Below are 25,896 nucleotides of genomic sequence, written 5' to 3' on the forward strand. Positions count from 1 at the left end.
CGCGCTCGGCGCGTCGAGGGGCGACTCAGTCGTCCTGAGCGAGCGCACCCTGGGGATGTCCCTTGTGCTGGAGGTTCCGATTGTCGCGCTTCTGTGTCGCCGTCGCCGGAATGACGTCCGTCACGTCAGACCGGGGGTGCCCCGTGTAGCCGTGGCCGGAATGCTCGGCGCAGTGGGCCATCGCGTCGTGAGATCCCTCCCACGGCCCAGCATCACAGCCGTCTGCGGTACAGACGAATACGATATCCTCGGACATGTTGTTCGGTCGTTCTCCAGATGCGTATAAAAACGCTACACCCCAATTATCAGAGTAGATATTCTGACCCCGGCGGCGAGCGAACCGAGCCGCGACGCCGACGAGACCGCGTCGGTCTCAGTCGCCGATCGCGGGCGCGGCGAACAGCTCGACGCTCGTCCCGTCACGGCGGCAGTCTTCGAGCGCGTGTTTGGCCGCAAAGCCGGCCTCGTGCGCGGACGCGCCGCTGCCGACACCGACCTGTAGCTCAACGCCCACGTCGTCTTCGACGTGTGCGACCGCGTCCGTGAAGGCGCGTTCGGGGAGGTCCGGGCAGACGGAGATGATGTTGTCGCCGCCGACGAAAAACGAAAGCGCCCCATGGGTCTCGCGGAGATAGTGCATCAGCGAGGCGTACGCCCGCTCGACGTTAATGAACGTGTCGAACTCGTTGATCTGGTCGGTGTACTTTCCGGTGACGTCGACGACGTCGAAGTGTGCGATCTGGAGGTCGGTGTCCGTCGTCTCCGTGAGATACTCGCCGGCGAGCACCTCGGTCCGGCTCTCGTCTTGTGCGCTCCCCTCGGTCTGGAGCCTGTGGTTCGCCGCCGTGAGGGCGTCGACCGGGCGCTCCGCGACCGCGGTCCCGAGGCTGATACTCACCGGATAGCGGTTCCCGATCGATTCTTGCAGCGCCGCGTGGGCGGCGTCGTCGACCCCGTTCGTCACCGCGATCATGTTGTCGAAGCGCGTGAAGAAGACGTACGCGTCGCGGTGGCCGACGAACTGTGCGATGTCGGCGAAGAGCCGCGACTGAAGCGTCTGGAGGTCCATCTCGCGACGCGGCTCCGGGGTCACGGTCCACGGCCCGTAGTTGTCGATCTGGACGAGGGTCACCTGGGTCGTCGTCACAGTAGACACCGATACGGAGTCGTGCCGCTTTATGCTTCCGTTATCCCGAACGCGTTAGCGGTATCGGATCTGGGACAGAGGCCCCACCGCGTCGTCACTCTCGCGTCGTCTGCCGACCGATGACGGTCTCCATCTCTAGGGCGTACAGCGTGAATGCGACCTGTTCGACCGCTTCGTCGAACAGGCGAAAGGGCGGGAACCACTCGTTGAGGGTCGCCTCGCCGACGTCGCCGTCCCACTCTCGTATCGGTCCGCGGACGTGGACGCTCCACGACGCGTCCGCCGACGCGTCATAACAGACGAACGTGGCGGTGTCCGTCGCGTTGAGGAACCGTCGCTTCTCGCTGTCGCGGTCGTGGCCGCTGACGCGGATCAGGAGCCGCTCGCCGTCGTAGTGGTAGCTCAGCGGGACGGCGTACGCGTCGTCGTCGCGTGCCAGTCCGAGGACGCCGTGGTGACCCGCCCGCAAGTGATCGTCGACGTCCGCCTCGGTCATGCCGCTCGTGTAGACGTACTCGGCGTGCTCCATGCGCGGTAGACGCGACGACGACACAAATAGGGTCGTGGCGACCCGACGGAGACCATGTCATTCAGCGGAGCCGTCCTCGACGTGGACGGGACGGTCGTGCGAGGCGACGATCCGATCGGTGGCGCACCGGCGGGGTACGAACGACTGCGATCGGCCGGCATCGAGACGCTTTTCGTCTCGAACAACCCGACGAAGACGCCCGCTGCGTACGTCGACCGCCTCGGTGCCGCGGGGTATGCCATCGACGCGGAACAGGTGTTCACCGCCGGGACGGTGACGACGCGGTACCTCCGGGAGCACCACGGAGCAGACGATCTGTTGTGCATCGGCGACCCGGGGCTGCTCTCTCAGTTCGCCGACGCCGGACTCACCACCACGGACGACCCCGCGGCGGCGGACGCGCTCGTCGCCTCCGTCGACCGGGAGTTCGACTACGACGATCTGTGTACCGCGCTGTGGACCTTAGAGCGTGGGGTTCCGTTCGTGGGAACGGATCCGGACGTCGTCATACCCGCACCCGATCGCGACATTCCCGGGTCCGGAGCCGTGATCAACGCGATCGCGGGCGTCGCCGAGCGCGAGCCCGACGTCGTGCTCGGCAAGCCCTCCGATCCCGCGATCGAGATGGTCCGCGAGCGACTCCCCTATCCGCCGGAGGAGTGTCTCGTCGTCGGCGACCGTCTCAACACCGACATCGCGCTCGGCGAGCGCGCGGGAATGACGACCGCCCTCGTGCTGTCCGGGATCACAAACGAAGCGGACGTCGCGGACGCCGCCGTCTCGCCCGACTACGTGCTCGACGATCTCGGAGAGATCGACCGAGTGCTCGACTGATCCGGGGCGGATCGACCGCCGCGACGAAACCGTCGATTCCACCACGGATCGACCGCCACGACGAAACCGTCGATTCCACCACGGATCGACCGCCACGACAAAACCGTCGATTCCACCACGGATTGACCGCCACGACGAACACGCCGACGGCGGATCCGCCGACGGCACGCTCCGGTCGCACTTTCGCCATGTGGGTAACGTTTATATTGGATTCCAACTTCGACTACCGTATGAGTGTGAGAGACACACACGAGGACGCGAGAGACGACGGCGAGGACCCGGAGCGGTCCGTCCGGATCATCGAGGGGCACGCGGTGCAGTTCAACGAGTATCGGTACTGAGTGGTCTGACTGTCGACGGTGCGCCCGCAGTCCGGCCCGGGCGCTCGTCGTCGCCCGCGACCGCCGCCGCGGTGAGTCGACCGCTGTCGGGACCGTTAAGTGCGCGTCCCGGGTAGCCGAGTGTGTGACACGGAGGCTCCGACGCGCGAGCGCCTTCGCCGCGGTGGCCGCGCTGGCGGTCCTCGCTCCGGCGCTCGGCGACGCCGCGCTCGTGCCGTTTCTCGCCGTCGCCGGGCTCGCCTTTTTCGGCGTCCGCGACGGGGAGTGGTTCGAGACGCTCGCACTCCCCGGCGACCGGGACGAAGAGCGGCTCTACGGGTTCGTCGCCTTCTCGCTCGCCGCGGCCGGACTCGCGCTGTTCGCCTCCCTCCCCCGCGCCCCGCTTCCTCACTCGGCGTTCGCCGCGGCGACCCTCGCGGTCGGTGGCGGCCGCCTCGGCCGGGAACTCGTCGGCTCCCGGTCGACAGACGAGTTCGCACTCGTCGCCGGCTACGTCGCCGGCGGCACCGTAGGCGCAGTCGCCGGACAGGTCGGCGTGCTGGTTCAGACCAGCGGACTGGACAGTTTCGGCGCGGCCGTCGGCGGCGTCACCGCGACGCTCCCCGGCGTCGGGTTCCTCGCCGCGGTCGCGGCGCTGACGGCCGCGCTCGTCCGGTCGCTGGTGTTCGCCCGCGACGCACACATCACGGTCATCCTCGTCTCCTTCGCCGTCTGGGGGTTCATCGCGCTCGATCCGGGCGTGACTGTCGCGCTCGTCGCCTTCGGGCTCGGCGTGACCGTCGCGCTCGGCTACGTCTCCGTCGCGCTCGGCACCGCGTCGGTCTCCGGCATGTTGACCGGCGTGCTCTCCGCGCTGCTTGCGGTCGTGCTCGGCGGCGTCGGGTGGTTCCTCACGCTCATGTCGTTTTACGCCGTCGGCGGGCTCGCCTCGAAGTACCGGTTCGACGAGAAGGCGGACCGCGGCGTCGCACAGGAGAACGAGGGAGCTCGCGGCACGGGCAACGTGCTTGCCAACTCCGCCGTCGCGCTCGCCGCGGTCGTCGGCTACGCGGCGACGGCGCACGTCGACGCGCCGGCGGCCCCGTTCGCGCTCGCGTTCGCCGGCGCGACCGCGACGGCGATGGCCGACACCCTCTCCTCTGAGATCGGCGGGCTGTACGACGGTCCGCGGCTCGTCACGACGCTGCGACGGGTCGAGCCGGGAACGGACGGCGCGGTGACGTGGCAGGGCGAGGTGGCCGGGGGGACCGGCGGGCTCCTCGTCGGCGGGCTCGCCGCGCTCGGCATGCCGCTCGGCGACCCCGTCGTGGGCGGCGCGGTCGTCGTCTGCGCCGGCGTCGTCGGCATGACCGTCGACAGCCTCCTCGGCGCGCTGGTCGAGGGCGACGCGGTCGGAAACCAGGCGGTCAACTTCCTCGCGACGCTTTCGGGCGCGGCGGCCGCGGTGACGCTCTGGGCGGTGGTGCTGCGATGACGGGACGCGACCGCGGCGGCGACTCGGAGCCGTCGTCCGGGTCCGGACGCACGGGGACGTCTCGGGTCCGCGCCGCGCGCCCCGCCGACGCCGGCCGCATCCGCGAGCTACAGTCGCGCCTCCGCCAGCCGAGCCCGGACCTGCTGGAGTACGGGCTCGCGGTGGGAGCCGTTCGAGTGAGCCTCGCCGACGGCGGGCCGGCCAGCGACAGCGGGTCGGCGAGCGACGGCGGGCCGGCCAGCGACGCCGGGCCAGGCGGGCGGGTCGCGGGATACCTGTTGCCGGTCGACGCGCCGAACCGATCGGGCGTCCACATCGCGGAGCTCGTCGTCGCCCCGGACTGTCGTCGCGAGGGGCGGGCGAGCGAACTGCTCCGCGCCGTCGTCCGCGAGGCGTCGGGCCCCGTGACGCTGCAGGCGCACCCGAACAACGAGGCCGCGCTCGCGCTGTACGAGAGCCTCGGGTTCTCGGTCGTCGACCGCCGGGCGGACGCGTACGACGACGGCGACGCGCTGGTGTTGCGGCTGGAGTGAGCGACGGCGCGTTCCGACGGCGGAGACAGACAAAAGGCCTATTCGACATCCGCGCGTCCGGCGAGACATGAGCGATGTCGACGCGGACACCGGAGACGCCGACCGGGACGAGGCCGTCCGGGGCGGGGCGGACCGGAGCGAGACGGACTCGGCCGGGCCGATCGACGTCGACTTCGGCGACGACGGGCTCGTGCCCGCGATCGCCCAGGACGCCGACTCGGGAGAGGTGTTGATGCTCGCGTACGTCTCGCCGGAGGCGCTCGAACGGACCCGCGAGACCGGCGAAGCTCACTACTACTCGCGCTCTCGCGACGAGCTGTGGCACAAGGGCGCGTCGTCGGGACACACCCAAGCGGTCCGGGAGGTGCGCGTCGACTGCGACGCCGACACGCTGTTGTACCTCGTCGACCAGAACGGCGGCGCGTGCCACACGGGCCACCGATCGTGTTTCCACCGCACGATCGACGGCGAACACGTCGGCGACCGCGTGTTCGACCCCGACGAGGTGTACTGAATGGTCGCGTCGGAGACCGACGGCGGCTCGGAGGGAGCGGACGCCGCCGCGACGGAGGCGGACGCTGCGGCCGTCAACGACGGGCGGGTCGCCGAGGCGGGCGAGGCGGCGGCGACGCTCAGAGAGCGGTACGACGAACTCCGACGGATCGAGGATCGCATCGCCGGTCTCGGACGAGACCGCGTCGAGGCCGCCGCAGACGCCTACCGCCGAGCGCACCGCGTGCTCGACCAGTACGAGGAAGACGCGGTCGGGACCGGCGACTTCGGCTCATACGTTCAGTTCCGCGGCGAGTTCGCCGACGCCGTGGACGTCGACGACGACGCGCTCGCGGCCGACGCGTTCGAGGCCGCGGACGACGCGGTCGACAAGAAGCGGCTCTCCGAGAGCGACTTCGCCGCCGCCCGCGACGCGCTCGACCCCGCGGGCGAGTACGTCGACCTCCTCGACGCGTACGACGACGCCGTCGACGCGTACCGGATCGCCCGCAAGGAGACGAAGGCGGCGAAAAAAGACCTCGAATCGCGGCTCGACGAGCTTCACGAGGTCGCCGAGATGGCCGACGCAGACCTCGACGCCGACGTCGACCGCCTCCGCGAGCCGATCGAGTCGTACAACGAGTCGGTGCGCGAGGCGTTCGCGTCGTTTTACGCCTCGGCGTCCGCCCGCGAGGTGTTCGCTTTTCTCGAGAGGGCCGACGGGACCCCGTTCGTTGACGTCGACGTACCGCCGACCGACCTCGCCGATTACGTCGCCGACTACGAGGCGGGCGAGGAACCGCTGCCGACGCTCGTAGAGTACGCCGACTACTCGAACTCGAAGCTCGACCACTACGTCGACGATCCCGGCGCGCTCCGGACGGCGGTCGCGGTCCACCAGACCTACATCGATCGGCTCGACGGCCACCCGCTGACGCTCGACTGGCCCCCCGCCGGCGGTGACGAACTCGGCTACGAGATCGACGAGCTCATTCCGCTCGTCTCGCGGGTGGCAGACGACGAGACGGTCGCAACGCTGCGGTCGATCCGAGACCTCGCCCGCGAGGACGACTACGAGCGACTGCGGCGCGCGGCCGAGGTCCGAGACGCCTGCGACGAGGCCGAGGTAGCCCTCCTCGAACGCGGCGTCGTCGACGAGCGCGTGAAAGAGGCGGAACGGACGCGGTCGATCGTCGAGGCCGTGCTCGCGGAGACGGAACGGACGTGATCGACGGTCGCCTGCACGCGAGGCGTCGTCTGCGTGGCCGCTTTTTAAGAGGCATCGGAGCCGAGAGGAGAACATGACCCGATTCGACGCCGCGACGGAGGCGGAGCGGCTGAAGCTGTTCGCGGACGCCGCGGCCGCACACCGGAAGCGGTCGAGCGACGTGATGACCGTCGACGTCGATCCCGACAGCGACGAGACCGACGGCGGCGAGGTCCCGCCCTGGATACAGCTTGCGGGAACGGAGGTCGTACTCGACTGTACCGACGCGGAACTGGAGCGGTTAAAGGGCGTGCTCGGCGAGTTTCCGGAGTTCCGGATCGACGAACTCGTCAGTCCGGAGGAGGCCGAGGGGACGAACGCGGTGATCACCGCGCGGTCTGACGCGAACCGCGTGGCCGGGTTCATCGAACGCGCGTTCCGCGAGGTGTACGCGCTCGACGACGACTATCGGGCGTGGGTGACGGCGGTGTGACTCCGACAATCAGCGCGATTCCGGGTCGTCTCGGAGTCACCGTGGCATAAGCGCAGAGCCGTTGCTTCGGTTCGGTATGAAACGGAACGGGCGCGACGAGATTTGAACTCGCGGCATCTTGGTCCGGAACCAAGTGCTCTGTCCACTGAGCTACGCGCCCTCACGACGGGATATCGCCGGAGAGCGTTTAACGCTTCTGACTCCCGATCCCAGATGTGACAGGCGGGGACGGCGCGACGGAGCGAGCGACAAGTGTTCGAAACGAGTATCAGATCCGCAATCGACGAGACCTCGCCGCCGTCGACTACGATCCTGATTATCTGCTTTGATTCTCAGAGGGTGCGGATTTATGCGTCGTCGAACGAAGCCTGCCGCAAGCGTGACTTTCCGACCGACCGACAAAGCGCGAGACGTGGGGACCGGCAGTGGTATCGATCGTCCCCGTTCTGACGGGTCTCGTCGGTCGGGAGACCACACCGATCGGACAGTGGCCGACCGCGACCGCACGGAGCGTGTGTCGAGCGCCGACGGCGGATCGATCGCTCCGGACGCCGACCGGTTCGTCATGGCTGTCGCAGTCGACGGTGAGGTGCTGTTCGCGGGGCCGTCGATGCCTGGGGTCATCGGCGTCGGACGAGAGGCCGTGACCGGTGACGACCTGCTGGAGTACGTGCACCCGAACGATCGTGAAAGCGTCGCGGACGCGCTCTCTGCCGTCGCGACCGACCGGACCGTCACCCATCGTATCCGACACGCGAATGGGGGTTTCGTCTGGGTCGAGTCGGTCGTCGACGAGGAACTGGCACCCGAGTTCGGTGGCCGTGTCGTCACCGCACGTCGCGTCGACGTCGACAGGACGTTTCCGGAGCGGTTCCGACAGTTTCTGGAGTACGGCACCGACCTCGTGACCGTCGTCGACGGAGACGGTCGCGTCAGGTACGAGAGTCCGTCGGTCGAGGAGGTGCTCGGGTACGAACAGGGGTCGACCGTCGGTCGATCGCCGCTCGGATACGTTCATCCCGACGACCGCGAGCGCGTGACAGAGCGATTCTACCATGCGCTCTCGGACCCGGACGCGGCCCCGACGCTTGAGTATCGGTACCGCACCGCCGACGGCGACTGGGTCTGGTTGGAGTCGCAGACGCGGTCGCTCCCCGGCGACGACGTCGGGGGTCGGCTGCTTCTCAACTCGCGAGACGTTAGCGATCGGAAGGCCCGCGAACGGCGTCTCACCGACCGCAACGAGCGGCTCGACCGGTTCGCGAGCATCGTCTCACACGACCTGCGCAACCCGCTGTCAGTGATCCGCGCATCGATGGAGATGGCTCGGCTCAAAGACGACACGACGCCGCTCGCTCGCGGCGAGCGTGCGGTCGACCGAATCGACCAGCTCGTCACCGAGCTGTTGACCCTCGCGCGACAGGGGTCGGGCATCGACGAGCCGACCGAGTTCACGCTCGACGGCGTCGTCCGCGACGCGTGGGGGACCGCCGGGAGCTCCGACGCGACCCTGCTCGTCGACGCGGACGCGCGCGTCAGGGGCGACCGCGGGCGACTGCGACAGGCGTTCGAGAACCTGTTTCGGAACTGCATCGAGCACGGGCAGGACGGCCCGACGGCCCAAACCGGCCTCACGGTCGTCGTGGCCGCGACCGAGGCGGGCTTTCTCGTTGCGGACGACGGCCCGGGAGTCGATCCCGACCACCGCGAGCGCGTGTTCGAGCCGGGCGTCACAACCCGAGAGGACGGGACCGGGTACGGGCTTGACATCGTCCGGGAGATAGTGGAGTCACACGGCTGGGAGGTCACGCTCCGGGACGACGCGGTCGATATCGGAGACATCGCGAGCGAGGACACCGACGTGGGTGGCGAGCACGCTCCGGGTGCGGGCGACGAGATAGACGGCGCGTGCTTCGAGGTCCGCGCACCGGATCCGGAGGCCGCCGCCGAGGCCGACCTGTGGATCGATCGATAGCGTGTGTGCTCGGTGACGAGCCGGCTCTCGGCCGAGAGACCGAGGGACGGACGCGGAGACGTCACGGCGGCTGATGACTTCACCGATCCCGATCGAACGCCGCCGCGAACGTCGCTTCGTCGACAGCGAGAACAGTGGGCCGACCGTGCGGGCACGCGTACGGCCGGTCGCACTCGCCGAGCCGGGTCAGGAGCGCCCGCTGTTCGTCCGGGCGCAACGAACCGATATCGCCGCGTTTCAGAGACGGATGACACGCGAGATCCGCGAGCAGCACCTCGCGGGCGTCTCGGGGTCGCTCGCCGGCAGCGAGCGCGGCGAGTGCCTCGCGAAACCCGTCGCCGTCGAGCGTCCGGCCGAACGGCGCGGGGACGGAGCGCAGCCTGACCGTGTCGCCGCCGAACGGCTCCGTCTCGAAGCCGAGCGCGTCGAGCGCGTCCGCGTGTGTCGCCGCCGCCGCGGCCTCGTCGGCCGACAGCGAGAGCGTCGCCGGCGGGTCGAGCGAGGCCGTCGGGACGGACTCTCCGTCGAAGGCCCGAGCGAGCCGCTCGTAGTTCACCCGCTCGTGGGCGGCGTGGCCGTCGACGACGAGCAGTTCGTCGCCGGCCTCGACGAGGAGGTACAGGTCGCGGAACGGTCCGATCGGTTCCGCATCGGCGAACGCCGCCGGGCGGTCACCGCCGTCGTCCCCGACCGGCTCCAGCGCGGATTCTATCCCCGTGTCGACGTCGTCCCGCCGTCGGAGGTCCGCGCCGGTGAGCGCGTCGGCGACGGTCGTCTCGATCGCGTCGGCGACCCGATCGGCGTCGCGGAGCCCGACCTCGCGCTTGGCTGGGTGGACGTTCGGGTCGACGCGGGCGGGCGGGACCGTCACGTCGACCGCGGCGACGGGCTCGCGGTCGGCCGAGAGGAGCCGCCCGTATCCGGCGCGAACCGCGGCCGCGAGGCGGTCGTTACAGACGGGGCGACCGTTCACCGAGATCCGGACGTGGTCGCGCGAGGTGCGGGTGATCGAGGGGTACGCGAGGACGCCGGAAATCTCGATAGAGCCGGAGCCGTCTCCACCTCCGGAACCGAGAGCGGCCCTCGCGTCGATCTCGGTCGACCGGCTCGCGGTCTCACGGTCGTACACGCCGAGCAGCGCGTCGGTGATTCCTGATCCCGGCGTCGAGAGGGTCCGCGAGCCGTCGTGGTCGAGCGTGAATGCGACCGCGGGATTCGCGATCGCGTAGTCGGCGACGAGCGAGGAGATACGCGCGAACTCGGCGGCCGCTCCCGCGAGCGACTCGCGGCGCGCGGGACGAGTCGCGAACAGGTCCTCGACGACGACGGTGGTGCCCCGAGCGCGGCCGGCGTCCGAGACGGTCGGAGTCGGGTCGTCCGATCCCGTGTCCGTCCCCGAGCGGTCTGTCCCGTCGGCCACGATCCGCGTACCGACCGCACCGCCGTCGCTCGTGACGAGTTCGAGCCGCGAGGCGTCGGCGATCGCCGCCAGCGCCTCGCCCCGGAAGCCGAGCGAGTCGACGCCGACGACCTCGCCGTCGGGCGCGAGCTTGCTCGTCGCGTGACGTTCGATCGCCCGCCGAGCGTCCGGCCGACCCATCCCGCGGCCGTCGTCAGCGACTCGGATCCGGTCGGTTCCGTCGCCCGCGACCGCGATCTCGACGCGGGACGCGTCGGCGTCGAGCGCGTTGTCTATCAGCTCGCCGACGACGCGGGCCGGGCGAGTGACGACCTCGCCGGCCGCGATGCGGTCGACTGTGGCCGGATCGAGCCGGCGGACCGCCGACGCGTCCGAGTCGGCGTCGACGTCCTCACCCGTCATTGCGTTCGCCGTCGTCGGCTCGAGACTGGAGGTCGTGGAGGGCGTTCAACGCCTCGACCGGTGTCATGCGCGCGATGTCGAGATCGCGGAGGTCGGCGACGAGACCCGGGCTCTCCCCGGCGACGTCCGTGCTCTCGTCCCCGGCGTTCGGAGGCTCCCTGGACCGGTCTGGGTTCGCGTCATCCCGCTCCGGGACGTTCGCATCGTCGGCGTTCGCGTCGCCGGCGTTCTCCGAGACGAACTCGCCGAGAGTCGCGTCCGGCGTGTCTGCGGCCCGGGTTCCGTCGTCTTCGCCGGCCACGATCGAGCGGGCCCGGTCGACGACCGGCGCGGGGACGCCGGCGAGTTCGGCGACTTCGACGCCGTACGACGACGAGGAGACGCCGGGAACGATCCGGTGAAGGAACGTCACGTCCCCGTCTTCGCGGGTGGCGGCGAAGTGGAGGTTGCGGACGCGGTCGCGCCGGTCCGCGAGGTCGGTGAGTTCGTGGTAGTGAGTCGCAAACAGCGTCGTCGCGCCGAGCTCGTCGTGGACGAACTCGACGGCCGCGCGGGCGATGGCGCGGCCGTCGGTGGTCGCGGTGCCGCGTCCCACTTCGTCCAAGAGGACGAGCGAGTCCGGCCCCGCATCGTGGAGGATCTCCGTTAGCTCGCTCATCTCGCGCATGAACGTCGACTGGCCGCCGGCGATGTCGTCCGAGGCACCCACGCGGGTGAACAGCCGGTCGAACACGGGCAGTTCGGCCGCTTGTGCGGGGACGAACGAGCCCGTCTGCGCGAGCACGACCGCGAGCGCGACGGACCGCATGTACGTCGATTTCCCGCTCATGTTCGGCCCGGTGATCAGGGTGATTGACCCCCGAGGGAGGGTCGCGTCGTTCGGGACGAACGACGCCTCGGCGCGCTCGACGACCGGATGCCTGCCGCCCTCGATCGCGATCCCCGCGTCGGGGTCGTCGACGATCTCGGGCCGAACGTACCCGCCCTCGACGGCGACGGCCGCGAGCGAGACGAGCGCGTCGACCTCGGCGAGCGCGTCCGCGAGCGCCTGAATCCGCTCCGTCTCGCTCGCGACGCGCTCGCGGACGTCGACGAACAGTTCGTACTCGACGGCGTCCGCGCGCTCCGCGGCACCGACGATCTCCTCCTCGCGCTCTTTCAGCTCCGGCGTGACGTACCGCTCGCTGTTCTTCAGCGTCTGTCGTCGCCGGTAGTCGTCCGGAACCCGGTCGAGGTTGGCGTCCGTCACCTCGATGTAGTAGCCGTGGACCTGCGTGTGTCCAACCGACAGCGAGTCGATCCCGGTCCGCTCGCGCTCGCGCGCCTCCAGGTTCGCGATCCACTCGCGCCCCTCGCGCTCGGTCGCCCGCAGGTCGTCGAGGTCGGCGTCGAACCCCTCGCGTATCACGCCGCCCTCGGTGATCTCCTGTGGGGGATCGACGGCGATCGCCGCGTCGATCAGCTCGCGGATCTCCGCGAGTTCATCGAGCCGGTCGCGGAGGTCGCGGAGGTGCTCTGTCCGAGGAAGCGGATCGGGGTCGAGGGACGCGTCGACGGCGGCGGGCGCGTCTTCGTCCGCGGATGCATCGCCGTCTGGCTGCGCATCTCCGTCTGCGAGCCCGTCGCCGTCGGCGGGCGCGCCCGCGAGCACCGCCTTCAGCTCCGGGACGACGGCGAGCGTGGCGTGCAGCGACCGGAGGTCGCGCGCGTCGGCGCGGCCCCGAGAGACGCGGCCGACGAGCCGTTCGAGGTCGTACGCAGAGGTGAGCGCGTCGGCGACGGCCTCCCGGACCAGCGTGCGGTCTGCGAGTTCCTCGACGGCGTCGTGCCGGTCGGCGATCGTGTCGGCGTCGACGAGCGGTCTGCGGAGCCAGCGCTCCAGACAGCGGCGACCGAGCGCGCAGTTCGTCTCGTCGAGGACGTCGAACAGCGTGTCGCTCGCGCCCAGCCCGCGGTTCTCGAACAGTTCGAGGCTGCGCTGGGCGGCGGCGTCGAGCCGGAGCCGGTCCCGCGGGTCGTACCGCCGGATCCGGGTGACGTACGAGAGCGGCCCGTCGTCGCCCTGCGTGTACTCGGCGTACGCGAGCACCGCGCCCGCCGCGCGAAGCGTCGCGTCCGTGTCGAACCGGCGACCCGGTGCCGAGAGGTACGGCTCCAGCCGCTCTGTCGCGGCTCGGTGCTCGAAGATCGCCGGGTCGTGGTCGTGCGTCGTCCAGCCCCGGTCTGCGTCTGCGGGCTCGAACGCGGGCGCGTCGGGACCGGAAATGAGTTCTGCCGGCGCGATCCGCTCCAACTCCCCGGCTATCGTCTCCGGGTCGCCGGCGGTGACGAGACACTCGCCGGTCGAGACGTCGACGGCGGCGAGACCGACCGACGCGGCGTCGCCGGACGACGCGGCAGACGCCTCCCCGACCTCGCCGGCCACCGCCGCGACGTAGTTCGTGGTGCCGGACTCCAACAGGTCGGCCTCGACGACCGTGCCGGGCGTTATCACTTCTGTGACGGCGCGGTCGACGAGCCCGGACGCCTGTTCGGCGTCTTCCACCTGATCGCCGAGCGCGACGCGGTAGCCGGCGTCGAGCAGCGTTTCGAGGTAGGGACCGGCGTTGTCGATCGGGATCCCGGCCATCGGGTAGTCGCCGGTCGAGTCGGAGCGTTCCGTGAGCGTTACCTCACAGACCCGCGCGACCGTCTCTGCGGCCTCGCAGAACGCCTCGTAGAAGTCGCCGACTTGGAACAACACGAGCGCGTCCTCGTGGGCGGCACACAGGTCCGCGTACTGCGAGAGCATCGGGGTCAACTCGTCGCGGGCCGCGGCGATCCCCGGCGGGAGCCCCGTCACCGTCTCTCGGTCCGCCGTTGGCATACCACGAACCGAGTCGCCCGCAGGCATAAACGGTGCGGAGGCGGCCGCTCCCTCCCCCGTCACCGCTTCGCCGTACCGGTCCCCCGAGAGTTTTACACGCGTGCGTCCCCGATCACCGCCGTGCAGAACCGTTCGATCGTGGTCGGCATGGCCGCGACGTTCATCGGACTGACGGCCCTGCTCGTCATCTCCGGGATCGTCGTCTCGCCCGTCCTGCTGGCCGTTGCCCTCCCGTTCGGGCTCGTCTCGTACTTCCTTTGGTACCAGGCGAGCGGCCGGCTCCGCGACCGCGTCCGGCGCGAGGCCGGGCGCGTCGGCCCGAGAGAGCGCGAGCGCGCGCGACAGCGCGCCAGAGCCGCCGAACACCGGCGGGCGGCGCATCAGCGCAGCGGGGCGACCGACGGCGGGTTCGGGCGCGGTCGCGCCCGCCGCGGAGCCGCCGGCGGGCGTCGCGGGCAGGGGGCGTCCGGGAGCGATCCGCGAGACCGCGCGCCGCAGACGGGCGGGATGTCCGAGCGCGAGGCGTACGAGACGCTCGGGCTCGACCGCACGGCCGACCAAGAGACGGTCAGATCGACCTACCGCGAGCGGGCGAAACGGCTCCACCCGGACGGCGAAGACGGCGATGAGGAGGCGTTCAAGGAGCTGAATCAGGCGTACGAGGCGCTGAAAGAGTAGGGTCGGGGTTGTGTCGCGTCGCCGGGTGCGTCGACGGCGGCCCGTCGGCGTCGCCGCCGAGCGGCCAGATCACCCGTGTCAGTGCGACCGCCTGCCGCCCGAAAGCCACCCGTTAAGTGGTCGGCGGCCCTCTATTCCGTTATGGCAGAGGCCACGGATCTGGCAGATCTGAAGCGGGGGACCGACCTGATCAAGCGCGGCTTCGCGCAGATGCAGAAGGGCGGCGTCATCATGGACGTTGTCACCCGCGAACAGGCGCGGGTCGCCGAGGACGCCGGCGCGGTCGCGGTGATGGCGCTGGAAGCGGTCCCGGCCGACATCCGCAAGCGCGGCGGCGTCGCCCGGATGCCCGACCCCGGTAACGTCACCGAGATCATCGACGAGGTCTCCATCCCGGTGATGGGGAAATCGCGCATCGGCCACCGCAAGGAGGCGGAGATCTTAGAGTCGCTCGGCGTCGACATGATCGACGAGTCGGAGGTGCTCACGCCCGCCGACGACGAGTACCACATCGACAAGCGCGAGTTCGCGTCCCCGTTCGTCTGCGGTGCCCGCGACCTCCCCGAGGCGCTCCGGCGGATCCGCGAGGGCGCGGCGATGATCCGGACGAAGGGCGAGGCCGGAACCGGCGACGTGAATCAGGCCGTCCAACACCAGCGCACCATCAAAAACCAGATCCGGACGCTCACCGGACTCAACCACGAGGAGCGCGAGGCGTGGGCCCGCGATCACGGTGCCCCCCGCGATCTGGTCCACGAGACCGCGGAGGCCGGGCGGCTTCCCGTCGTCAACTTCGCCGCGGGCGGCATCGCGACGCCCGCCGACGCCGCATTGATGATGTACCACGGCTGTGACGGCATCTTCGTCGGCTCCGGTATCTTCGGCGCGGAGGACCCCGTGGAGATGGGGACGGCCATCGTCGAGGCCGTCAACAACTGGGACGACCCCGACGAGCTGGCCGAGATCGCGAGCGGGATCGGGAAGGGCATGAAAGGGCAGTCGAACGCAGACATGAAGGACGAAGAAAAACTCCAAGGCCGCGGCGTCTAACGGCTCACTCCGAGACCACGTTACGGGCCGAGTTCGTCACCACGAGGATGCTGCTCGTCGCCATCGCGAGCGCCGCGAGAAGGGGGTTGAGGACGCCCGTGACGGCCATGGGAATCGCGACCGCGTTGTAACAGAACGCCCAGCCGAGGTTCTGTTTGAGCCGGCGGTTCGTCCCGCGCGTGACGGCGAACAGCTCCGGAATCGCGGAGAGCCGGTCTTCGAGTAAGACGGCGTCCGCGGCGTCGGCCGCCAAGTCGGTCCCGCTCGCTATCGAGACGCCGATGTCGGCGGCCGCGAGCGCCGGCGCGTCGTTGCTCCCGTCGCCGACCATGGCGACACGCTCCGTCGCGGCGAGCCGCCGCACCGTCTCGGCTTTCGCCTCCGGCGGGACCTCGGCGAACACCTCGTCGATGGCCGCGTGCGCCTCGAACCGCCGGGCCGCAGCGGGCGCGTCGCCGGTGAGCACGACGACGCGCCGGCCGTCGGCAGCGAGGTCGTCCACCACGGCCTCCCACCCGTCGCGGACCTCGTCGCCGACGACGAGGACCCCTCGGACCGCGCCGTCCCAGCCGACGTACGCCGGGACGTTGCCGTCGCGTTCGGCCGCCTCGCCGGCCTCGCGAAGCGCGTCGGGAACCCGCCACGACGCGCCGTCGAAAAGCGACCGGTGGCCGACGACGACCTCGGCGTCGTCGACGCGGCCCGAGACGCCCCGGTCTGTCACCTCGACGGCGGCGGCGGACGGGACCGATGCCGACCCGAGATCTCCGGCCTCGGCCGTCGCCGCCGCGCCGCCGTCTGTCGCCGTCGGACGGCCGTCAGAATCGTCCGCCCCGCCGCCGCTCGCCGCGACGCCCTCGACTATCGCCTCGGCGACCGGGTGCGGCGAGGCGCGCTCGACGGCGGCGGCGCGGCGACGGACGTCGGCGGCGGCGGCCGGCTCGGTGTCTCCTGTGGACGCGTCAGCCGACTGTCCGTCCAGCGTCACCGTGTCGAGCAGCCGCATCTCGCCGTCGGTGAGCGTCCCGGTCTTGTCGAGGACGACCGTGTCGACGTCGTCGGCGTCCTCGAAGACGGCGTCGGAGACGATCACGATCCCGCGGCGCGCGGCGTCGCGGATGCCGGCGGCGATCGCGAGCGGCGTCGCGAGCCCGAGCGCGCAGGGACACGACACGATGAGCACCGTGAGCCCAACGAGCGCGGCGTCGGTCGGCGAGCCGCCGAGGGCGAACGTCGCGCCCGCGGCGAGGGCCGCGACGACGACGACGAGCGGGACGAACACGGTCGCGATCTTGTCGACGAGCCGCTGGACCCCGGACCGGGAACTCTGTATCTCCCACAAGAGGCGAACGAGGGTGTCGAGCGTGCTCGTGGCGTCCTCGCCGACCTCGACGACGACGGGCGCGTCCGTCACCACCGTGCCGCCGCGCACGGCGTCGCCCTCGCGTTTCGTCGCCGGTAGCGACTCACCCGTGACGAGCGCCTCGTCGACGGCGGCGGTCCCGGAGACGACGGTCCCGTCGACCGGCACGCGCTCGCCGGGGCGGACCAACAGGTGATCTCCCGGCTCGACCGCGTCCACCGGAACCGTCTCGCCCGACTCGGTGCGGGCCTCGCGGTCGCCCGCGGCCGTCAGGTCGCTGAGGACGCCGGTCGCCCGCCGCTTGATCCGCGACTCGTAGTGGTTACCGGCGGTGACGACGAGGATGACGGCGATCGTCACGTCGAAGTAGAGATCGGTCCGGCCGAGGAACATCGCGAGCGTGCTGTAGGCGTACGAACTCACCGCCGCGAGCGACACCAGAAGATCCATGTTCGGCTGGCGTGCGCGGAGGCTGACGTAGGCTCCCCTGAGTATCGGATACCCGGTGTAAAACAGCACGATGGAAGCGAACACCCACACCTGCGCGAACAGGTACGTCCCCGAGACGCCGCCGATGTCGAGGATCGGGTCGTAACCGAAGTAGGTCGGGTACAGAAAGAGGACGTACCACAGCATCGCCATCATCCCGAAAAATCCGCCGCCGATGAGGAACCGCACGACCGCCGCACCGTCGCCGTCGGGGTCCGGGTCCGCCCGGTCGCTCGCGGTGTACCCGGCGACCGACAGCCGGTCGGGAAGCTCCGCTTCGGTCACGGCGTCGGGGTCGTAGTCGACGCGGATCGTGTCCGTGGCGTAGCTGGCCTCGGCGGCCGCGACGCCCGACTGCTCGCCAGCGGTCATCTCTAAGAACGATTCGCAGGTCGCACAGTGCATCCCGTCGACGTGGAAGAAGGCCGTCTCTCCGTCGAAGTCCTCGTCGGGCTCCGCGTCCGGCCGGCGCTCCTCGACCTCGTCGAGGTCGTCGACATCGTCGAGCGAGCGCGCGACGGCGAGGCAGCCGCGACAGCAGAACTCGCCGTCGACGTCGGCGGCGGTGTGGGGATCGGCTCCCGTCGGCAGGTCACAGAGCGTGCAACTGGTCATTGGTGGCGCGCGTCGGGTTGGAGGGGCGACGGTCGGCTAGGCGTTATGGCCGGTCGCAGTTATGCGGCTCGCCGCCGATCGGAGCGGGCTCCGCGACCCGTCACGCCTCGTCGGGGTCCGCGCTTCCGCCGGCCGGTCCGAGGCTCCCGCCGGTGGCGATCCGGAGGCTCCCCCAGATGAGGAGCACGTTCACGAGCGTGATCGCCACGACGAAATCCGCTCGGTCGGCGATGAACACCACGGCGGGGATGAGCCCACCCAACACGAGCAACAGCGCCTGTTGGAGCGAGAAGTCCATACGAGAAGGCGGAACCGATGGGTGATAGGTAACGGCAAAGTTCCCACATCGTGAGAACGAGTCGATCGTATATGTCCGGGTACGCGTAATCCCGCCCATGGGTCAAAACGAGACCGCGCACGGCGTCGACGACGTGGGCGGTGACGACGCGGAGTTCGATCCGATCGGCACGCTCACGCTCATCGGGATCTACTTCGCGATCCTCGTGTTGTCGTGGGTGTATATCTACTACATCGAGTTTCTCGGTCGCGACCTCGTCGTGGTGGGGTGATCACGGATGCACATACACGCCTACGAGAAGCTCTGGCTCGCGTGCTCCGTCCTGTTGATCCTGCTTCTCATCGGTACGGTCACGTACGGAGCCGTCGGCCCGGGCATCGCGATGGTGGCGGACGACGAGCAGCCGATCGACTCGCAGAACCTCGACCAGACCGAGCGATTCGCCAACCCCGGCGTCGAGCAGGTCGGCGAAAACGAGTACGCGGCGTACGTCGTCGCCTACCAGTTCGGGTTCACCCCGGATCCGATTGTCGTCCCCGAAGACAGCACGGTGACGTTCTATGTCACCTCTAGGGATGTGACGCACGGCTTCGAGGTCGCCGGAACGAACGCGAACACCATGGTCATTCCGGGCGAGATCTCGACGCTCACCGTCGAGACCGAGGAACCAAAGGAGTACGGCCTCCTCTGTAACGAATACTGCGGCGCTGGGCACCACGTGATGGAGGGGAAAGTCAACGTGGTCTCACAGTCCGAGTTCGAGTCTCAACAGGGAGGTGACAGCCAATGAGCGAGGCGCTCGAAGGCGATCGGAGCTTCATCGATAAGTACCCCGAAGAGGCGCGAATCGTTCGATCCGCGCTGCTCGGGGCGTTCCTCGCGCTCACCCTCGGCGCGATCTTCGGGATCATCCAGACGCTCCACCGAACCGGCGTGTTCCGGGGGTTCATCTCCTCTACCGACTACTACACGTCATTGACCGCACACGGCGTGTTCCTCGCGATCAGCTTCACGACGTTCTTCCTCGTCGGCTTGTACACATGGGCGCTCGTTCGGAGCCTCGACCGGCCGCTCATCAACATCAAGATCACATGGACGTGGTACGCGCTGATGGCGATCGGGATGACGATGACCGGCATCTCCATTCTCGCCGGCTTCGTCGACGCGATCGAGATGAGCGCGGACGTGTTGTTCACCTTCTACGCGCCGCTGCAGGCGCACCCGCTGTTTTACACGGGACTCGCCGTGTTCATCGTCGGATCGTGGATCGCCGGCGCGGACTGGTTCCGGACGTTCCTCGCGTGGAAGCGCGAGCACCCCGACGAGCGGATCCCGCTGCAGACGTTCATGGTGCTGACGACCATGGCGATGTGGTACATCGCGTCGTCGGCGGTCGCGGCGTCCGTGCTGATATTCCTGCTCCCGTGGTCGCTCGGCTTCATCGACCAAGTGAACCCGACGCTCACGCGGACGCTGTTCTGGTTCTTCGGTCACCCCGTCGTGTACTTCTGGTTAATGCCGGCGTACCTGCTCTGGTACACCGTCTTACCCAAAATCGCCGGCGGGCGGCTGTTCAGCGACCCGCTCGCGAGGGTCGTGTTCGTGTTGTTCCTCCTGCTCTCGACGCCGGTCGGGATCCACCACCAGTACCTCGACCCCGGCATCGCGGAGGGATTCAAGTTCATCTCGATGACGAACACGATGTTCCTACTGCTTCCGAGCCTGCTCACGGCGTTCACGGTGGTGGCGAGCGTCGAGTATGGTGCCCGTCAGCGGGGCGGCACCGGGCTGCTCGGCTGGCTCACGGACCTCCCGTGGCGCAAGCCGGAGTTCACCGGGATGATGCTCGCCGGGCTGATGTTCGCGGCCGGCGGGTTCTCCGGGATGGTGAACGCCGGAATGAACATCAACTACATGATCCACAACACGATCTGGGTCCCCGGTCACTTCCACCTCACCGTGGGGACCGCCGTGGCGCTCACGTTCATGGCGGCGACCTACTGGATCTGGCCGCAGATCTCGAACAAACCGATCTACAGCCGGACGATCGGGCTGTTCCAGGTCGTCGTCTGGTTCATCGGCATGGCGCTCATGTCCAACGCCATGCACGCGCAGGGGATCATGGGCGTCCCGCGCCGGACCGCCGAGCCGGAGTACTCCGGCTTCGACTACCCGATGATGTTCGGCGGGTTCGAGGAACTCAACATCCAGATCGCGATTGGCGGGACGCTGCTTTTCGTCTCGACAGTGCTGTTCATCGCGAACCTCGTGCTCACGATGGGGAACCCGAAGGTCTCCGGGCTCGCGGACCCGCTTCCGCCGGCGCTCTCCGGTCCCGACGACGCGCCGCAGGTCCTCGACAACCTCCGGCTGTGGGTCGGCATCGCGCTCACCCTCGTCGTCCTCGCGTACGCGCTCCCGCTCGCGGCGATCATCAACCGCGGCGGGCTCCTCGGGTCTGGGGTCGGCTCGTATCCCGTGTGGCTCGGGCCCGCGTTCGACGCGCTGGTGAGCGCCCTGACTCCGCTCGCTGACGGAGCACGCGACGTGGCGGCCGCGCTCGTGGGGGTGGGCAAATGAGCCTCGACGTGAGCCGCGGCGGACTCCTCGTGACGCTCGCCATCTTCGGCGTGATCATCTACGAGATGCGGACCGTGCTGGATTTCATCGGGATCGAACTGCCGCTCATCCCGTACATGGCCGCGGTCTTCGCGCTCGCCGGGCTGACGCTCTGGGTCATCTCGCTCACCGGCGGCTGGCGGACCGACACCGGCGGCAACGACCCGGCGTAGCGCCGGTTCTCTCGCGCCGTCCCGGATCCGGGTCCACCGGCTCGTGTACCGACAACCGTACGTTTCTCCCGAACCTACCGGTACCGCATGGACCGCACCCGCGTCACCGTCATGTGTGCCGACTGTTCGTTCGAGTCCGAACACGAGCGACTCCGTGACGCGCGCGTCGCCCTCGACGACCACGCGGCGACGGGTCACGACGTGCAGTGGGAGATCGAGTCGCTCGCGGCCGGCGTGACGCAGGCCGGAGCCGACGCGGGCGTCTGCGGTCGACCGGAGTGTACGACCGCCGACTCGCCGCTCCTCGATCCGCCGGGGGCGGACTCGTCAGAAGGCGACGACGGACGGTGAGCGGCCGAACGCCCGCTAGCGGCCGCTCTCGACCGCGACTCGCATGTCCATCGCGAGCTGTTCGGCGCGGTCGGCGTCGGCGGACTCGGCGTAGATCCGTATCTTCGGTTCCGTGCCCGACGGGCGTACGAGCACCCACGCGTCGCCGTAGTCGAGCCGGTAGCCGTCGGTGGTGTTCGGCTCGGCGTCGGCGGTCTCCACGTACGCTCGCGCGGCGGAGAGCATCTCGTCGCGCTCGTCGCCGTCCTCGTACTCGACGTTGAGTCGCACGAAGTGGTAGTCGGTGTAGGGGGCGACGACCTCGCTCGCGGGCGCGCCGTCCGCGGCCGCGAGCAGTTCGAGGAATCGCGCGCCGATGTACGCGCCGTCGCGGGAGAGCCGATACGGCGGGAAGAACACCCCACCGTTGCCCTCGCCGGCGATGGGCACGGTCGTGCCCTCGGCGTGGAGTTCGCGCGTGCGGGTGATAATGTTCGTCGCGCCGATGGGCGTGAGTTCGAGGTCGGCGTCGTTGTTCGCGCAGACGTCGACGAGGCGCTGGGAGACGTTGACCGCGCTGACGACGGCGTCGTCGGGGGCGAGGCAGGCGTCGGCCATCGCCGCAAAGGAGGTGTCACCGTCGACGAACGCGCCCGTTTCGTCGACGAAAACGGCGCGGTCGGCGTCGCCGTCGTGGGCGATCCCCACATCGGCCTCGGAGGTCGCGACGAGCCGCGAGAGGTCGGCGAGGTGCTCCGGGACGGGCTCGGACTCCCGGCCCGGAAAGTGACCGTCGGGCGTCGCGTTCACCGTCAACACGTCACAGCCGAGCTCACGGTAGATCCGGGGAGATGCAAGCGAGGCCGCGCCGTGGCCCGGATCGATAGCGACCGTGAGGTCGGCGTTGGCGATGGCCGCGGCGTCGACCGCGTCGACGAGCTGATCGACGTAGTCGTCGACGACGCCCGCGACGGCGGTCGTCGCGCCGGCGGTCCGCCAGTCGGCGTGATCGTATTCGTCGTCCAGCACGCGGCGCTCGACGCGTTCGAGCACGTCGACGGACAGCTCAACGCCGTCGCCGCCGACCAGTTTGATCCCGTTGAACTCCGGCGGGTTGTGCGAGGCGGTGACCAACACGCAGGGGACCCCCGCGGACTCACAGTAGTTCCCGACCGCGGGCGTCGGCACCACGCCGAGCCGGTCGACGTCGCAGCCGACAGCGGCGAGACCGCTCGCGGCCGCGTTGGCGAACAGCTCGCCCGTGGTGCGGGTGTCGCGGGCGACGGCGACCCGGTCTGTGTCCCACACCGTCCCGGCCGCCTTCGCGATGTCGAGCACGAGTTCCGGGGTGAGATACCGGAGCGCGACCCCGCGAATGCCGCTGGATCCGAACAGCTCCATGGGCGGTCACAGACTTCCCGACGGGAAAGCGGTTCCGAACCGGGAGAGGGCGGACGTCGCGGCGCGACGGCGGAGGCGTCGCCGTGCGGTTCAAACCCGTGCCGTCCCCACGAGACGTATGGAACGCACGCGACGCGAGCTGTTGGGACGCGGTGCCCTCGCCGCGGTCGGCACGGTCGGTATCGCCGGCTGTCTCGACTTCGCTGCCGGCGACGGCCCGCAGGGACCAGCGGGAACGCCGGAGACGCTGACCTGTGAGGACGAGGCGTTCGTTCGGCTCGATCCGCCGATCGACGGTCCGGTCGAGGGCACGGTCGTCGACGCGCCCGAAACCCGACTGGAACTGTCGAGCGAGGGCACAGCAGAGACCTACGGGCAGTCCGTCCGCGTCGTGCTTCGGAACACCGGCGACGCGGCGACGACGACGCTCGGCAGGTACGCGTACGCGATTCAACGCGAGACGGACGCGGGGTGGCTCGACGTCAGAGGCTCGACGACGGGCGAGCCGGCCGAGCTCCCGCGGGCGGAAGAGGAGTTCGGAACCACCGGCGCGTACAGCTGGGAGATACGGCTCGACGAGGCGGCGGTCGCGTCGGCGGTTCCCGACCTCGACCTCGCCGTCTGTCCGCCGCTCGGAGCGGGGACCCACCGGTTCGTCTACTGGGGGGCCGTCGACGCGCCGCCGCTCGGCGTCGAGTTCGATCTGATCGGCTGAGCAGACCGGAGGTCGAAAAAGCGGTTAGTACGGTGCCCACTGAGAGGGCTGTTCAACGCGTCCGCGGACGCGGAACTCTCGGTCGTCGCCGTCGACGCGCGTTTCGAGGACGACTTCGAACGGCTCGTGAAGCGTGTGGACGACTTGCTCGTCGTGGGCGGTCGAGTTGAGCACCCCGACGAAGGGCCAGCCCTCTCCGGAGGTCTGAGAGGTCAGCACGCGGGTGAACTGGTAGATGCGCTCTGGGTCCCAGTACATCAGAAGCTGCGAGAGCGAGTAGACGCCGACCGCGCGCTGCTTGCCGGCCGAGGACTCGACGATGTCCGTGAACTTGATTCCGATGTCCGTGAGGTTCCCGGCGCTTGCGACGTACTTCGTCGAGGGGGTGTCCGGACGCTTGTCGCCCTGCTCGTGGGTGACACAGTCGATGACGATCACGTCGTCACCGTCGCGGCCGGTGATCGACTCGTAGTCGGCGCGGACCTTCTCCGCGGTTCGGCCCGTCGAGATCACGACCGGCTCGTCGACCCAGTCCGCGAGCAGGCGGGTGAAAAGATCGTACTTCCCGCTCATCGGCGGACCGCTGAGGAGGACGCTGTCCGCGTTCCGGACAGCGTCTGGAAGTACGCTCATTGATGTTGATTGGAGCGAGGGTGGGTAAAACCCTTCCGAGGATTCACTTCCGAAGCATCGACGGGAACGCGAGCGAGGACGGCGGCCCCTCCCGCGGTCGCTTCGTGAGCGACAGTTCGGTCAGCGCGCCGGGCAAGGCGGCGGAGATGGGGGCGACTCGGGGCGTGCCGCCGCCGTCGACCAAGGCGTCCCACACCGTCTGCGGGTCAGAGTCGTCGGATTCGGCCGCCGCTTCGAGCGCCTTCGTCCGCCCCTCGTCGTAGGCGAGCTCGACGAGACTCCGGTCGTACGCGCCCTCGAACGCGTCGAGCACGCGGTCCAGCTCCGCCGGGCGCGCGCGGCCGATCTCGGCGGCGACACCGAGTGCGAACGCGCGCTCGACCGCCTCCTCGCGGGCGAGGTCCTCCCAGTCGGTTCCGAAGGTGCGGTCGTACATTAGTGCGTCACCGTCGCGGCCGCACCGACGCGAAGCCCGCCGTCGGTGAACTCGACGTCTTGGATGTCCGTGTTCACGTCGGTACCGCGCATCTTCAGCACCTGTATCCCGCGGCGCATCCCCTCGTCTTCGAGGTAGTTGTGCATGAAGACGACGCCGTGTGCGAGGTAGTGTTCCTCGGAGTAGGCGCTCGGGTCGGTCATTTCGGAGATGAGGAGGGTGGTCGCGTCGGTCCGCTTCAGCGAGGAGAGCAGTTGGACCATGGTGTCTTCGTCGTCGTCGAGGAGAAAGCGCAACAGCATCGTAGAATCGAACACGACGCGGTCGATGTCGCGCGAGTTGATGAATCCGGTGAGGCGGTTCGTGACGCCGGAGTGGTCCCGGCGCTCGCCCGGGAGCCCGAAGAAGCGACGACCGTCCGACGAGAACGAATCAAGGAACGTGACGCGGTCGGTGTCGAGCGCGCGGTCGAACCCGAAGTCGTACTCGCCCATGTCTCGGCGGATCCCCGCTTTGGTCTCGTGCATGCTGATATACAACACGTCCTCGCCGTTGCGAGCGCCCTGTGCCGCGAACTGCGAACAGAACGTGGTCTTTCCGCTGCCCGGCGGACCGCTCACGACGTAGAGGCGGTTCTCCGGGAACCCGCCGTCGACGAGGTCGTCGAACCCGGGGACGCCGCTTGGTGCGCGCATACCGAGTGACTCGGCGGTCACCGCATAAGGATTGGCACCCGGTTCTCACCCGTGAGAACGGTCTGACTGACGCGCCGAAAGCGGGCTGTGCGAGGCGGGAGTGCAACCAGTTCGTCGCGGCGGCGCACCCGACGCTTCGACCGACGCCGCCGTGCGGTTCGACCGAACCCGGCTTACGCTTCGACCGACTCGCCGCCCGCGTCGTCGGGTGAGGAGTCAGCGACGTCGCCGATGTCGATGCCGTCGACGTCCGGCGAGACCCAGACGACGAACCGGTCGTCCGACTTGACGATCCCGCGGACGCCCTCGTCTTCGACGGTCGTTCCCTGATCGACGTCTTCGGGCGCGACGTCGCGGACCTGGAACACCTCGTCGACCATCCAGCCGACGGTCCCACCCTCGTCGATCTCGTCGTCGTCGAAGACGACGATCCGCTCTCGGGGGCCGTCCTCCTCGATGGCGAACAGCGTCTTCGGATCGACGATCGTCGTCGTCCGTCCGCGGAGGTCCATCACGCCCTCGACGTGATCGGGCGAGTTCGGGATGCGCGTGAGCTCGCCGGCGTCGACGATCTCGTCTATCACACCGATATCCAGACAGTACGTCCCGTCACCTAAGCCGAACTCCAGTACCTTCGTCGGTTCGGCGTCTGCTTCCGTGGCTGCCATACGAACTCCTGCGGTGAAGT

General features: G+C 69.3%; 27 protein-coding genes and 1 tRNA gene. 15 read left to right on the forward strand and 13 right to left on the reverse strand.

Annotation, left to right across the window (positions count from 1 at the left end):
- Positions 1-25 precede the first annotated feature (25 nt).
- From EP28_RS08005 to EP28_RS08015, 3 genes are all read right to left on the reverse strand, one after another.
- Entirely contained in the window at positions 26-256 is a 231-nt protein-coding gene (locus EP28_RS08005; RefSeq protein WP_049983472.1) for a hypothetical protein, read from the reverse strand.
- Positions 257-373: 117 nt separating this feature from the next.
- Positions 374-1,147: a GTP cyclohydrolase III gene (locus EP28_RS08010; protein ID WP_049983473.1), complete on the reverse strand. Its 774-nt coding sequence runs from the start codon at positions 1,145-1,147 to the stop codon at positions 374-376.
- A 94-nt stretch (positions 1,148-1,241) separates the two neighbouring features.
- Entirely contained in the window at positions 1,242-1,676 is a 435-nt protein-coding gene (locus EP28_RS08015; RefSeq protein WP_049983474.1) for a pyridoxamine 5'-phosphate oxidase family protein, read from the reverse strand.
- Positions 1,677-1,730: 54 nt separating this feature from the next.
- Between EP28_RS08015 and EP28_RS08020 the strand changes: the two genes are divergently transcribed.
- The 6 genes from EP28_RS08020 (at position 1,731) to EP28_RS08045 (ending at position 7,050) form a co-directional block, all read left to right on the forward strand.
- A complete protein-coding gene (locus EP28_RS08020) occupies positions 1,731-2,510 on the forward strand; it encodes an HAD-IIA family hydrolase (protein WP_049983475.1) in 780 nt (259 codons plus the stop codon).
- A 465-nt stretch (positions 2,511-2,975) separates the two neighbouring features.
- Complete coding sequence (locus EP28_RS08025) at positions 2,976-4,325, forward strand: DUF92 domain-containing protein (protein WP_049983476.1); 1,350 nt, start codon at positions 2,976-2,978, stop codon at positions 4,323-4,325.
- The gene (locus tag EP28_RS08030) at positions 4,322-4,858 is read left to right on the forward strand and encodes a GNAT family N-acetyltransferase (RefSeq protein ID WP_049983477.1); all 537 of its coding nucleotides are present in this window, start codon (positions 4,322-4,324) and stop codon (positions 4,856-4,858) included. Before EP28_RS08025 ends, EP28_RS08030 begins: the two co-directional genes overlap by 4 nt.
- 67 nt (positions 4,859-4,925) lie before the next feature.
- Positions 4,926-5,372, forward strand: a complete 447-nt coding sequence (gene hisI / locus EP28_RS08035) for a phosphoribosyl-AMP cyclohydrolase (protein ID WP_230455276.1) — start codon at positions 4,926-4,928, stop codon at positions 5,370-5,372.
- On the forward strand, positions 5,373-6,578 hold the full coding sequence (locus tag EP28_RS08040) for a DUF7118 family protein (RefSeq protein WP_049983478.1): 1,206 nt from the start codon (positions 5,373-5,375) through the stop codon (positions 6,576-6,578).
- Positions 6,579-6,651: 73 nt separating this feature from the next.
- Positions 6,652-7,050 (forward strand): DUF7975 family protein, encoded by a 399-nt coding sequence (locus tag EP28_RS08045; protein WP_049983479.1) that lies wholly within the window; start codon positions 6,652-6,654, stop codon positions 7,048-7,050.
- 87 nt (positions 7,051-7,137) lie between these two features.
- Here EP28_RS08045 and EP28_RS08050 read toward each other — a convergent pair.
- A tRNA-Arg gene (locus EP28_RS08050) sits at positions 7,138-7,210 on the reverse strand.
- Positions 7,211-7,429: 219 nt separating this feature from the next.
- On the opposite strand from EP28_RS08050, the gene EP28_RS08055 reads away from it, so the two are divergent.
- On the forward strand, positions 7,430-9,025 hold the full coding sequence (locus tag EP28_RS08055) for a PAS domain-containing protein (RefSeq protein ID WP_049983480.1): 1,596 nt from the start codon (positions 7,430-7,432) through the stop codon (positions 9,023-9,025).
- 79 nt (positions 9,026-9,104) lie between these two features.
- Here the strand turns inward: EP28_RS08055 and mutL are convergent, their stop codons facing one another.
- Positions 9,105-10,847: a DNA mismatch repair endonuclease MutL gene (mutL, locus tag EP28_RS08060; protein WP_049983481.1), complete on the reverse strand. Its 1,743-nt coding sequence runs from the start codon at positions 10,845-10,847 to the stop codon at positions 9,105-9,107.
- The gene (gene mutS, locus EP28_RS08065) at positions 10,837-13,713 is read right to left on the reverse strand and encodes a DNA mismatch repair protein MutS (RefSeq protein WP_049983482.1); all 2,877 of its coding nucleotides are present in this window, start codon (positions 13,711-13,713) and stop codon (positions 10,837-10,839) included. The genes mutL and mutS overlap by 11 nt, the downstream gene beginning before the upstream one ends.
- A gap of 120 nt (positions 13,714-13,833) precedes the next feature.
- On the opposite strand from mutS, the gene EP28_RS08070 reads away from it, so the two are divergent.
- The gene (locus tag EP28_RS08070; protein ID WP_049983483.1) at positions 13,834-14,391 is read left to right on the forward strand and encodes a J domain-containing protein; all 558 of its coding nucleotides are present in this window, start codon (positions 13,834-13,836) and stop codon (positions 14,389-14,391) included.
- A 141-nt stretch (positions 14,392-14,532) separates the two neighbouring features.
- On the forward strand, positions 14,533-15,441 hold the full coding sequence (gene pdxS / locus EP28_RS08075; RefSeq protein ID WP_049983484.1) for a pyridoxal 5'-phosphate synthase lyase subunit PdxS: 909 nt from the start codon (positions 14,533-14,535) through the stop codon (positions 15,439-15,441).
- A 4-nt stretch (positions 15,442-15,445) separates the two neighbouring features.
- Here pdxS and EP28_RS08080 read toward each other — a convergent pair whose 3' ends face one another.
- Together EP28_RS08080 and EP28_RS08085 are read right to left on the reverse strand one after the other, a co-directional pair.
- On the reverse strand, positions 15,446-17,908 hold the full coding sequence (locus EP28_RS08080) for a heavy metal translocating P-type ATPase (protein WP_049983485.1): 2,463 nt from the start codon (positions 17,906-17,908) through the stop codon (positions 15,446-15,448).
- A 100-nt stretch (positions 17,909-18,008) separates the two neighbouring features.
- The gene (locus tag EP28_RS08085) at positions 18,009-18,206 is read right to left on the reverse strand and encodes a DUF8131 family protein (RefSeq protein WP_049983486.1); all 198 of its coding nucleotides are present in this window, start codon (positions 18,204-18,206) and stop codon (positions 18,009-18,011) included.
- A 97-nt stretch (positions 18,207-18,303) separates the two neighbouring features.
- Here EP28_RS08085 and EP28_RS14400 point away from each other — a divergent pair, with 97 nt between their 5' ends.
- From EP28_RS14400 to EP28_RS08105, 5 genes are all read left to right on the forward strand, one after another.
- On the forward strand, positions 18,304-18,477 hold the full coding sequence (locus EP28_RS14400) for a hypothetical protein (protein ID WP_196219621.1): 174 nt from the start codon (positions 18,304-18,306) through the stop codon (positions 18,475-18,477).
- A gap of 6 nt (positions 18,478-18,483) precedes the next feature.
- On the forward strand, positions 18,484-18,996 hold the full coding sequence (locus tag EP28_RS08090; RefSeq protein ID WP_049983487.1) for a cytochrome c oxidase subunit II: 513 nt from the start codon (positions 18,484-18,486) through the stop codon (positions 18,994-18,996).
- A complete protein-coding gene (locus EP28_RS08095; RefSeq protein WP_049983488.1) occupies positions 18,993-20,786 on the forward strand; it encodes a b(o/a)3-type cytochrome-c oxidase subunit 1 in 1,794 nt (597 codons plus the stop codon). Before EP28_RS08090 ends, EP28_RS08095 begins: the two co-directional genes overlap by 4 nt.
- Positions 20,783-20,998 carry a hypothetical protein gene (locus tag EP28_RS08100; protein ID WP_049983489.1) on the forward strand — a complete coding sequence of 72 codons (216 nt, stop codon included), beginning with the start codon at positions 20,783-20,785 and terminating at the stop codon, positions 20,996-20,998. Before EP28_RS08095 ends, EP28_RS08100 begins: the two co-directional genes overlap by 4 nt.
- Positions 20,999-21,085: 87 nt before the next feature.
- Positions 21,086-21,349 (forward strand): DUF7542 family protein, encoded by a 264-nt coding sequence (locus EP28_RS08105; protein ID WP_049983490.1) that lies wholly within the window; start codon positions 21,086-21,088, stop codon positions 21,347-21,349.
- Positions 21,350-21,364: 15 nt separating this feature from the next.
- Here the strand turns inward: EP28_RS08105 and glmM are convergent, their stop codons facing one another.
- Entirely contained in the window at positions 21,365-22,729 is a 1,365-nt protein-coding gene (glmM, locus tag EP28_RS08110) for a phosphoglucosamine mutase (RefSeq protein WP_049983491.1), read from the reverse strand.
- Between the two features lie 118 nt (positions 22,730-22,847).
- Between glmM and EP28_RS08115 the strand changes: the two genes are divergently transcribed.
- Positions 22,848-23,444, forward strand: coding sequence for a hypothetical protein (locus EP28_RS08115; protein ID WP_049983492.1), 597 nt, complete (start codon positions 22,848-22,850; stop codon positions 23,442-23,444).
- A 24-nt stretch (positions 23,445-23,468) separates the two neighbouring features.
- Here the strand turns inward: EP28_RS08115 and EP28_RS08120 are convergent, their stop codons facing one another.
- The 4 genes from EP28_RS08120 to EP28_RS08135 form a co-directional block, all read right to left on the reverse strand.
- Positions 23,469-24,077: a DUF7504 family protein gene (locus tag EP28_RS08120; protein WP_049983493.1), complete on the reverse strand. Its 609-nt coding sequence runs from the start codon at positions 24,075-24,077 to the stop codon at positions 23,469-23,471.
- Positions 24,078-24,120: 43 nt separating this feature from the next.
- Positions 24,121-24,513 (reverse strand): DUF8057 family protein, encoded by a 393-nt coding sequence (locus EP28_RS08125; RefSeq protein WP_049983494.1) that lies wholly within the window; start codon positions 24,511-24,513, stop codon positions 24,121-24,123.
- The gene (locus EP28_RS08130) at positions 24,513-25,208 is read right to left on the reverse strand and encodes an RAD55 family ATPase (protein WP_049983495.1); all 696 of its coding nucleotides are present in this window, start codon (positions 25,206-25,208) and stop codon (positions 24,513-24,515) included. Before EP28_RS08130 ends, EP28_RS08125 begins: the two co-directional genes overlap by 1 nt.
- A gap of 173 nt (positions 25,209-25,381) precedes the next feature.
- Positions 25,382-25,876, reverse strand: a complete 495-nt coding sequence (locus EP28_RS08135; protein WP_049983496.1) for a chemotaxis protein CheW — start codon at positions 25,874-25,876, stop codon at positions 25,382-25,384.
- Positions 25,877-25,896: the final 20 nt, after the last annotated feature.

Origin of the sequence: Halorubrum sp. BV1 (genome assembly GCF_000746205.1) — an archaeon.
Lineage (GTDB): Archaea > Halobacteriota > Halobacteria > Halobacteriales > Haloferacaceae > Halorubrum.

Coding starts and splice junctions, on each gene's coding strand:
- EP28_RS08005 (WP_049983472.1), bottom strand. CDS start 256: ATGTCCGAGGATATCGTATTCGTCTGTACCGCAGACGGCTGTGATGCT.
- EP28_RS08015 (WP_049983474.1), bottom strand. CDS start 1,676: ATGGAGCACGCCGAGTACGTCTACACGAGCGGCATGACCGAGGCGGAC.
- EP28_RS08020 (WP_049983475.1), top strand. CDS start 1,731: ATGTCATTCAGCGGAGCCGTCCTCGACGTGGACGGGACGGTCGTGCGA.
- EP28_RS08030 (WP_049983477.1), top strand. CDS start 4,322: ATGACGGGACGCGACCGCGGCGGCGACTCGGAGCCGTCGTCCGGGTCC.
- hisI (WP_230455276.1), top strand. CDS start 4,926: ATGAGCGATGTCGACGCGGACACCGGAGACGCCGACCGGGACGAGGCC.
- EP28_RS08040 (WP_049983478.1), top strand. CDS start 5,373: ATGGTCGCGTCGGAGACCGACGGCGGCTCGGAGGGAGCGGACGCCGCC.
- EP28_RS08045 (WP_049983479.1), top strand. CDS start 6,652: ATGACCCGATTCGACGCCGCGACGGAGGCGGAGCGGCTGAAGCTGTTC.
- mutL (WP_049983481.1), bottom strand. CDS start 10,847: ATGACGGGTGAGGACGTCGACGCCGACTCGGACGCGTCGGCGGTCCGC.
- mutS (WP_049983482.1), bottom strand. CDS start 13,713: ATGCCAACGGCGGACCGAGAGACGGTGACGGGGCTCCCGCCGGGGATC.
- pdxS (WP_049983484.1), top strand. CDS start 14,533: ATGGCAGAGGCCACGGATCTGGCAGATCTGAAGCGGGGGACCGACCTG.
- EP28_RS08080 (WP_049983485.1), bottom strand. CDS start 17,908: ATGACCAGTTGCACGCTCTGTGACCTGCCGACGGGAGCCGATCCCCAC.
- EP28_RS08085 (WP_049983486.1), bottom strand. CDS start 18,206: ATGGACTTCTCGCTCCAACAGGCGCTGTTGCTCGTGTTGGGTGGGCTC.
- EP28_RS14400 (WP_196219621.1), top strand. CDS start 18,304: ATGGGTCAAAACGAGACCGCGCACGGCGTCGACGACGTGGGCGGTGAC.
- EP28_RS08090 (WP_049983487.1), top strand. CDS start 18,484: ATGCACATACACGCCTACGAGAAGCTCTGGCTCGCGTGCTCCGTCCTG.
- EP28_RS08095 (WP_049983488.1), top strand. CDS start 18,993: ATGAGCGAGGCGCTCGAAGGCGATCGGAGCTTCATCGATAAGTACCCC.
- EP28_RS08100 (WP_049983489.1), top strand. CDS start 20,783: ATGAGCCTCGACGTGAGCCGCGGCGGACTCCTCGTGACGCTCGCCATC.
- EP28_RS08105 (WP_049983490.1), top strand. CDS start 21,086: ATGGACCGCACCCGCGTCACCGTCATGTGTGCCGACTGTTCGTTCGAG.
- glmM (WP_049983491.1), bottom strand. CDS start 22,729: ATGGAGCTGTTCGGATCCAGCGGCATTCGCGGGGTCGCGCTCCGGTAT.
- EP28_RS08115 (WP_049983492.1), top strand. CDS start 22,848: ATGGAACGCACGCGACGCGAGCTGTTGGGACGCGGTGCCCTCGCCGCG.
- EP28_RS08120 (WP_049983493.1), bottom strand. CDS start 24,077: ATGAGCGTACTTCCAGACGCTGTCCGGAACGCGGACAGCGTCCTCCTC.
- EP28_RS08125 (WP_049983494.1), bottom strand. CDS start 24,513: ATGTACGACCGCACCTTCGGAACCGACTGGGAGGACCTCGCCCGCGAG.
- EP28_RS08130 (WP_049983495.1), bottom strand. CDS start 25,208: ATGCGCGCACCAAGCGGCGTCCCCGGGTTCGACGACCTCGTCGACGGC.
- EP28_RS08135 (WP_049983496.1), bottom strand. CDS start 25,876: ATGGCAGCCACGGAAGCAGACGCCGAACCGACGAAGGTACTGGAGTTC.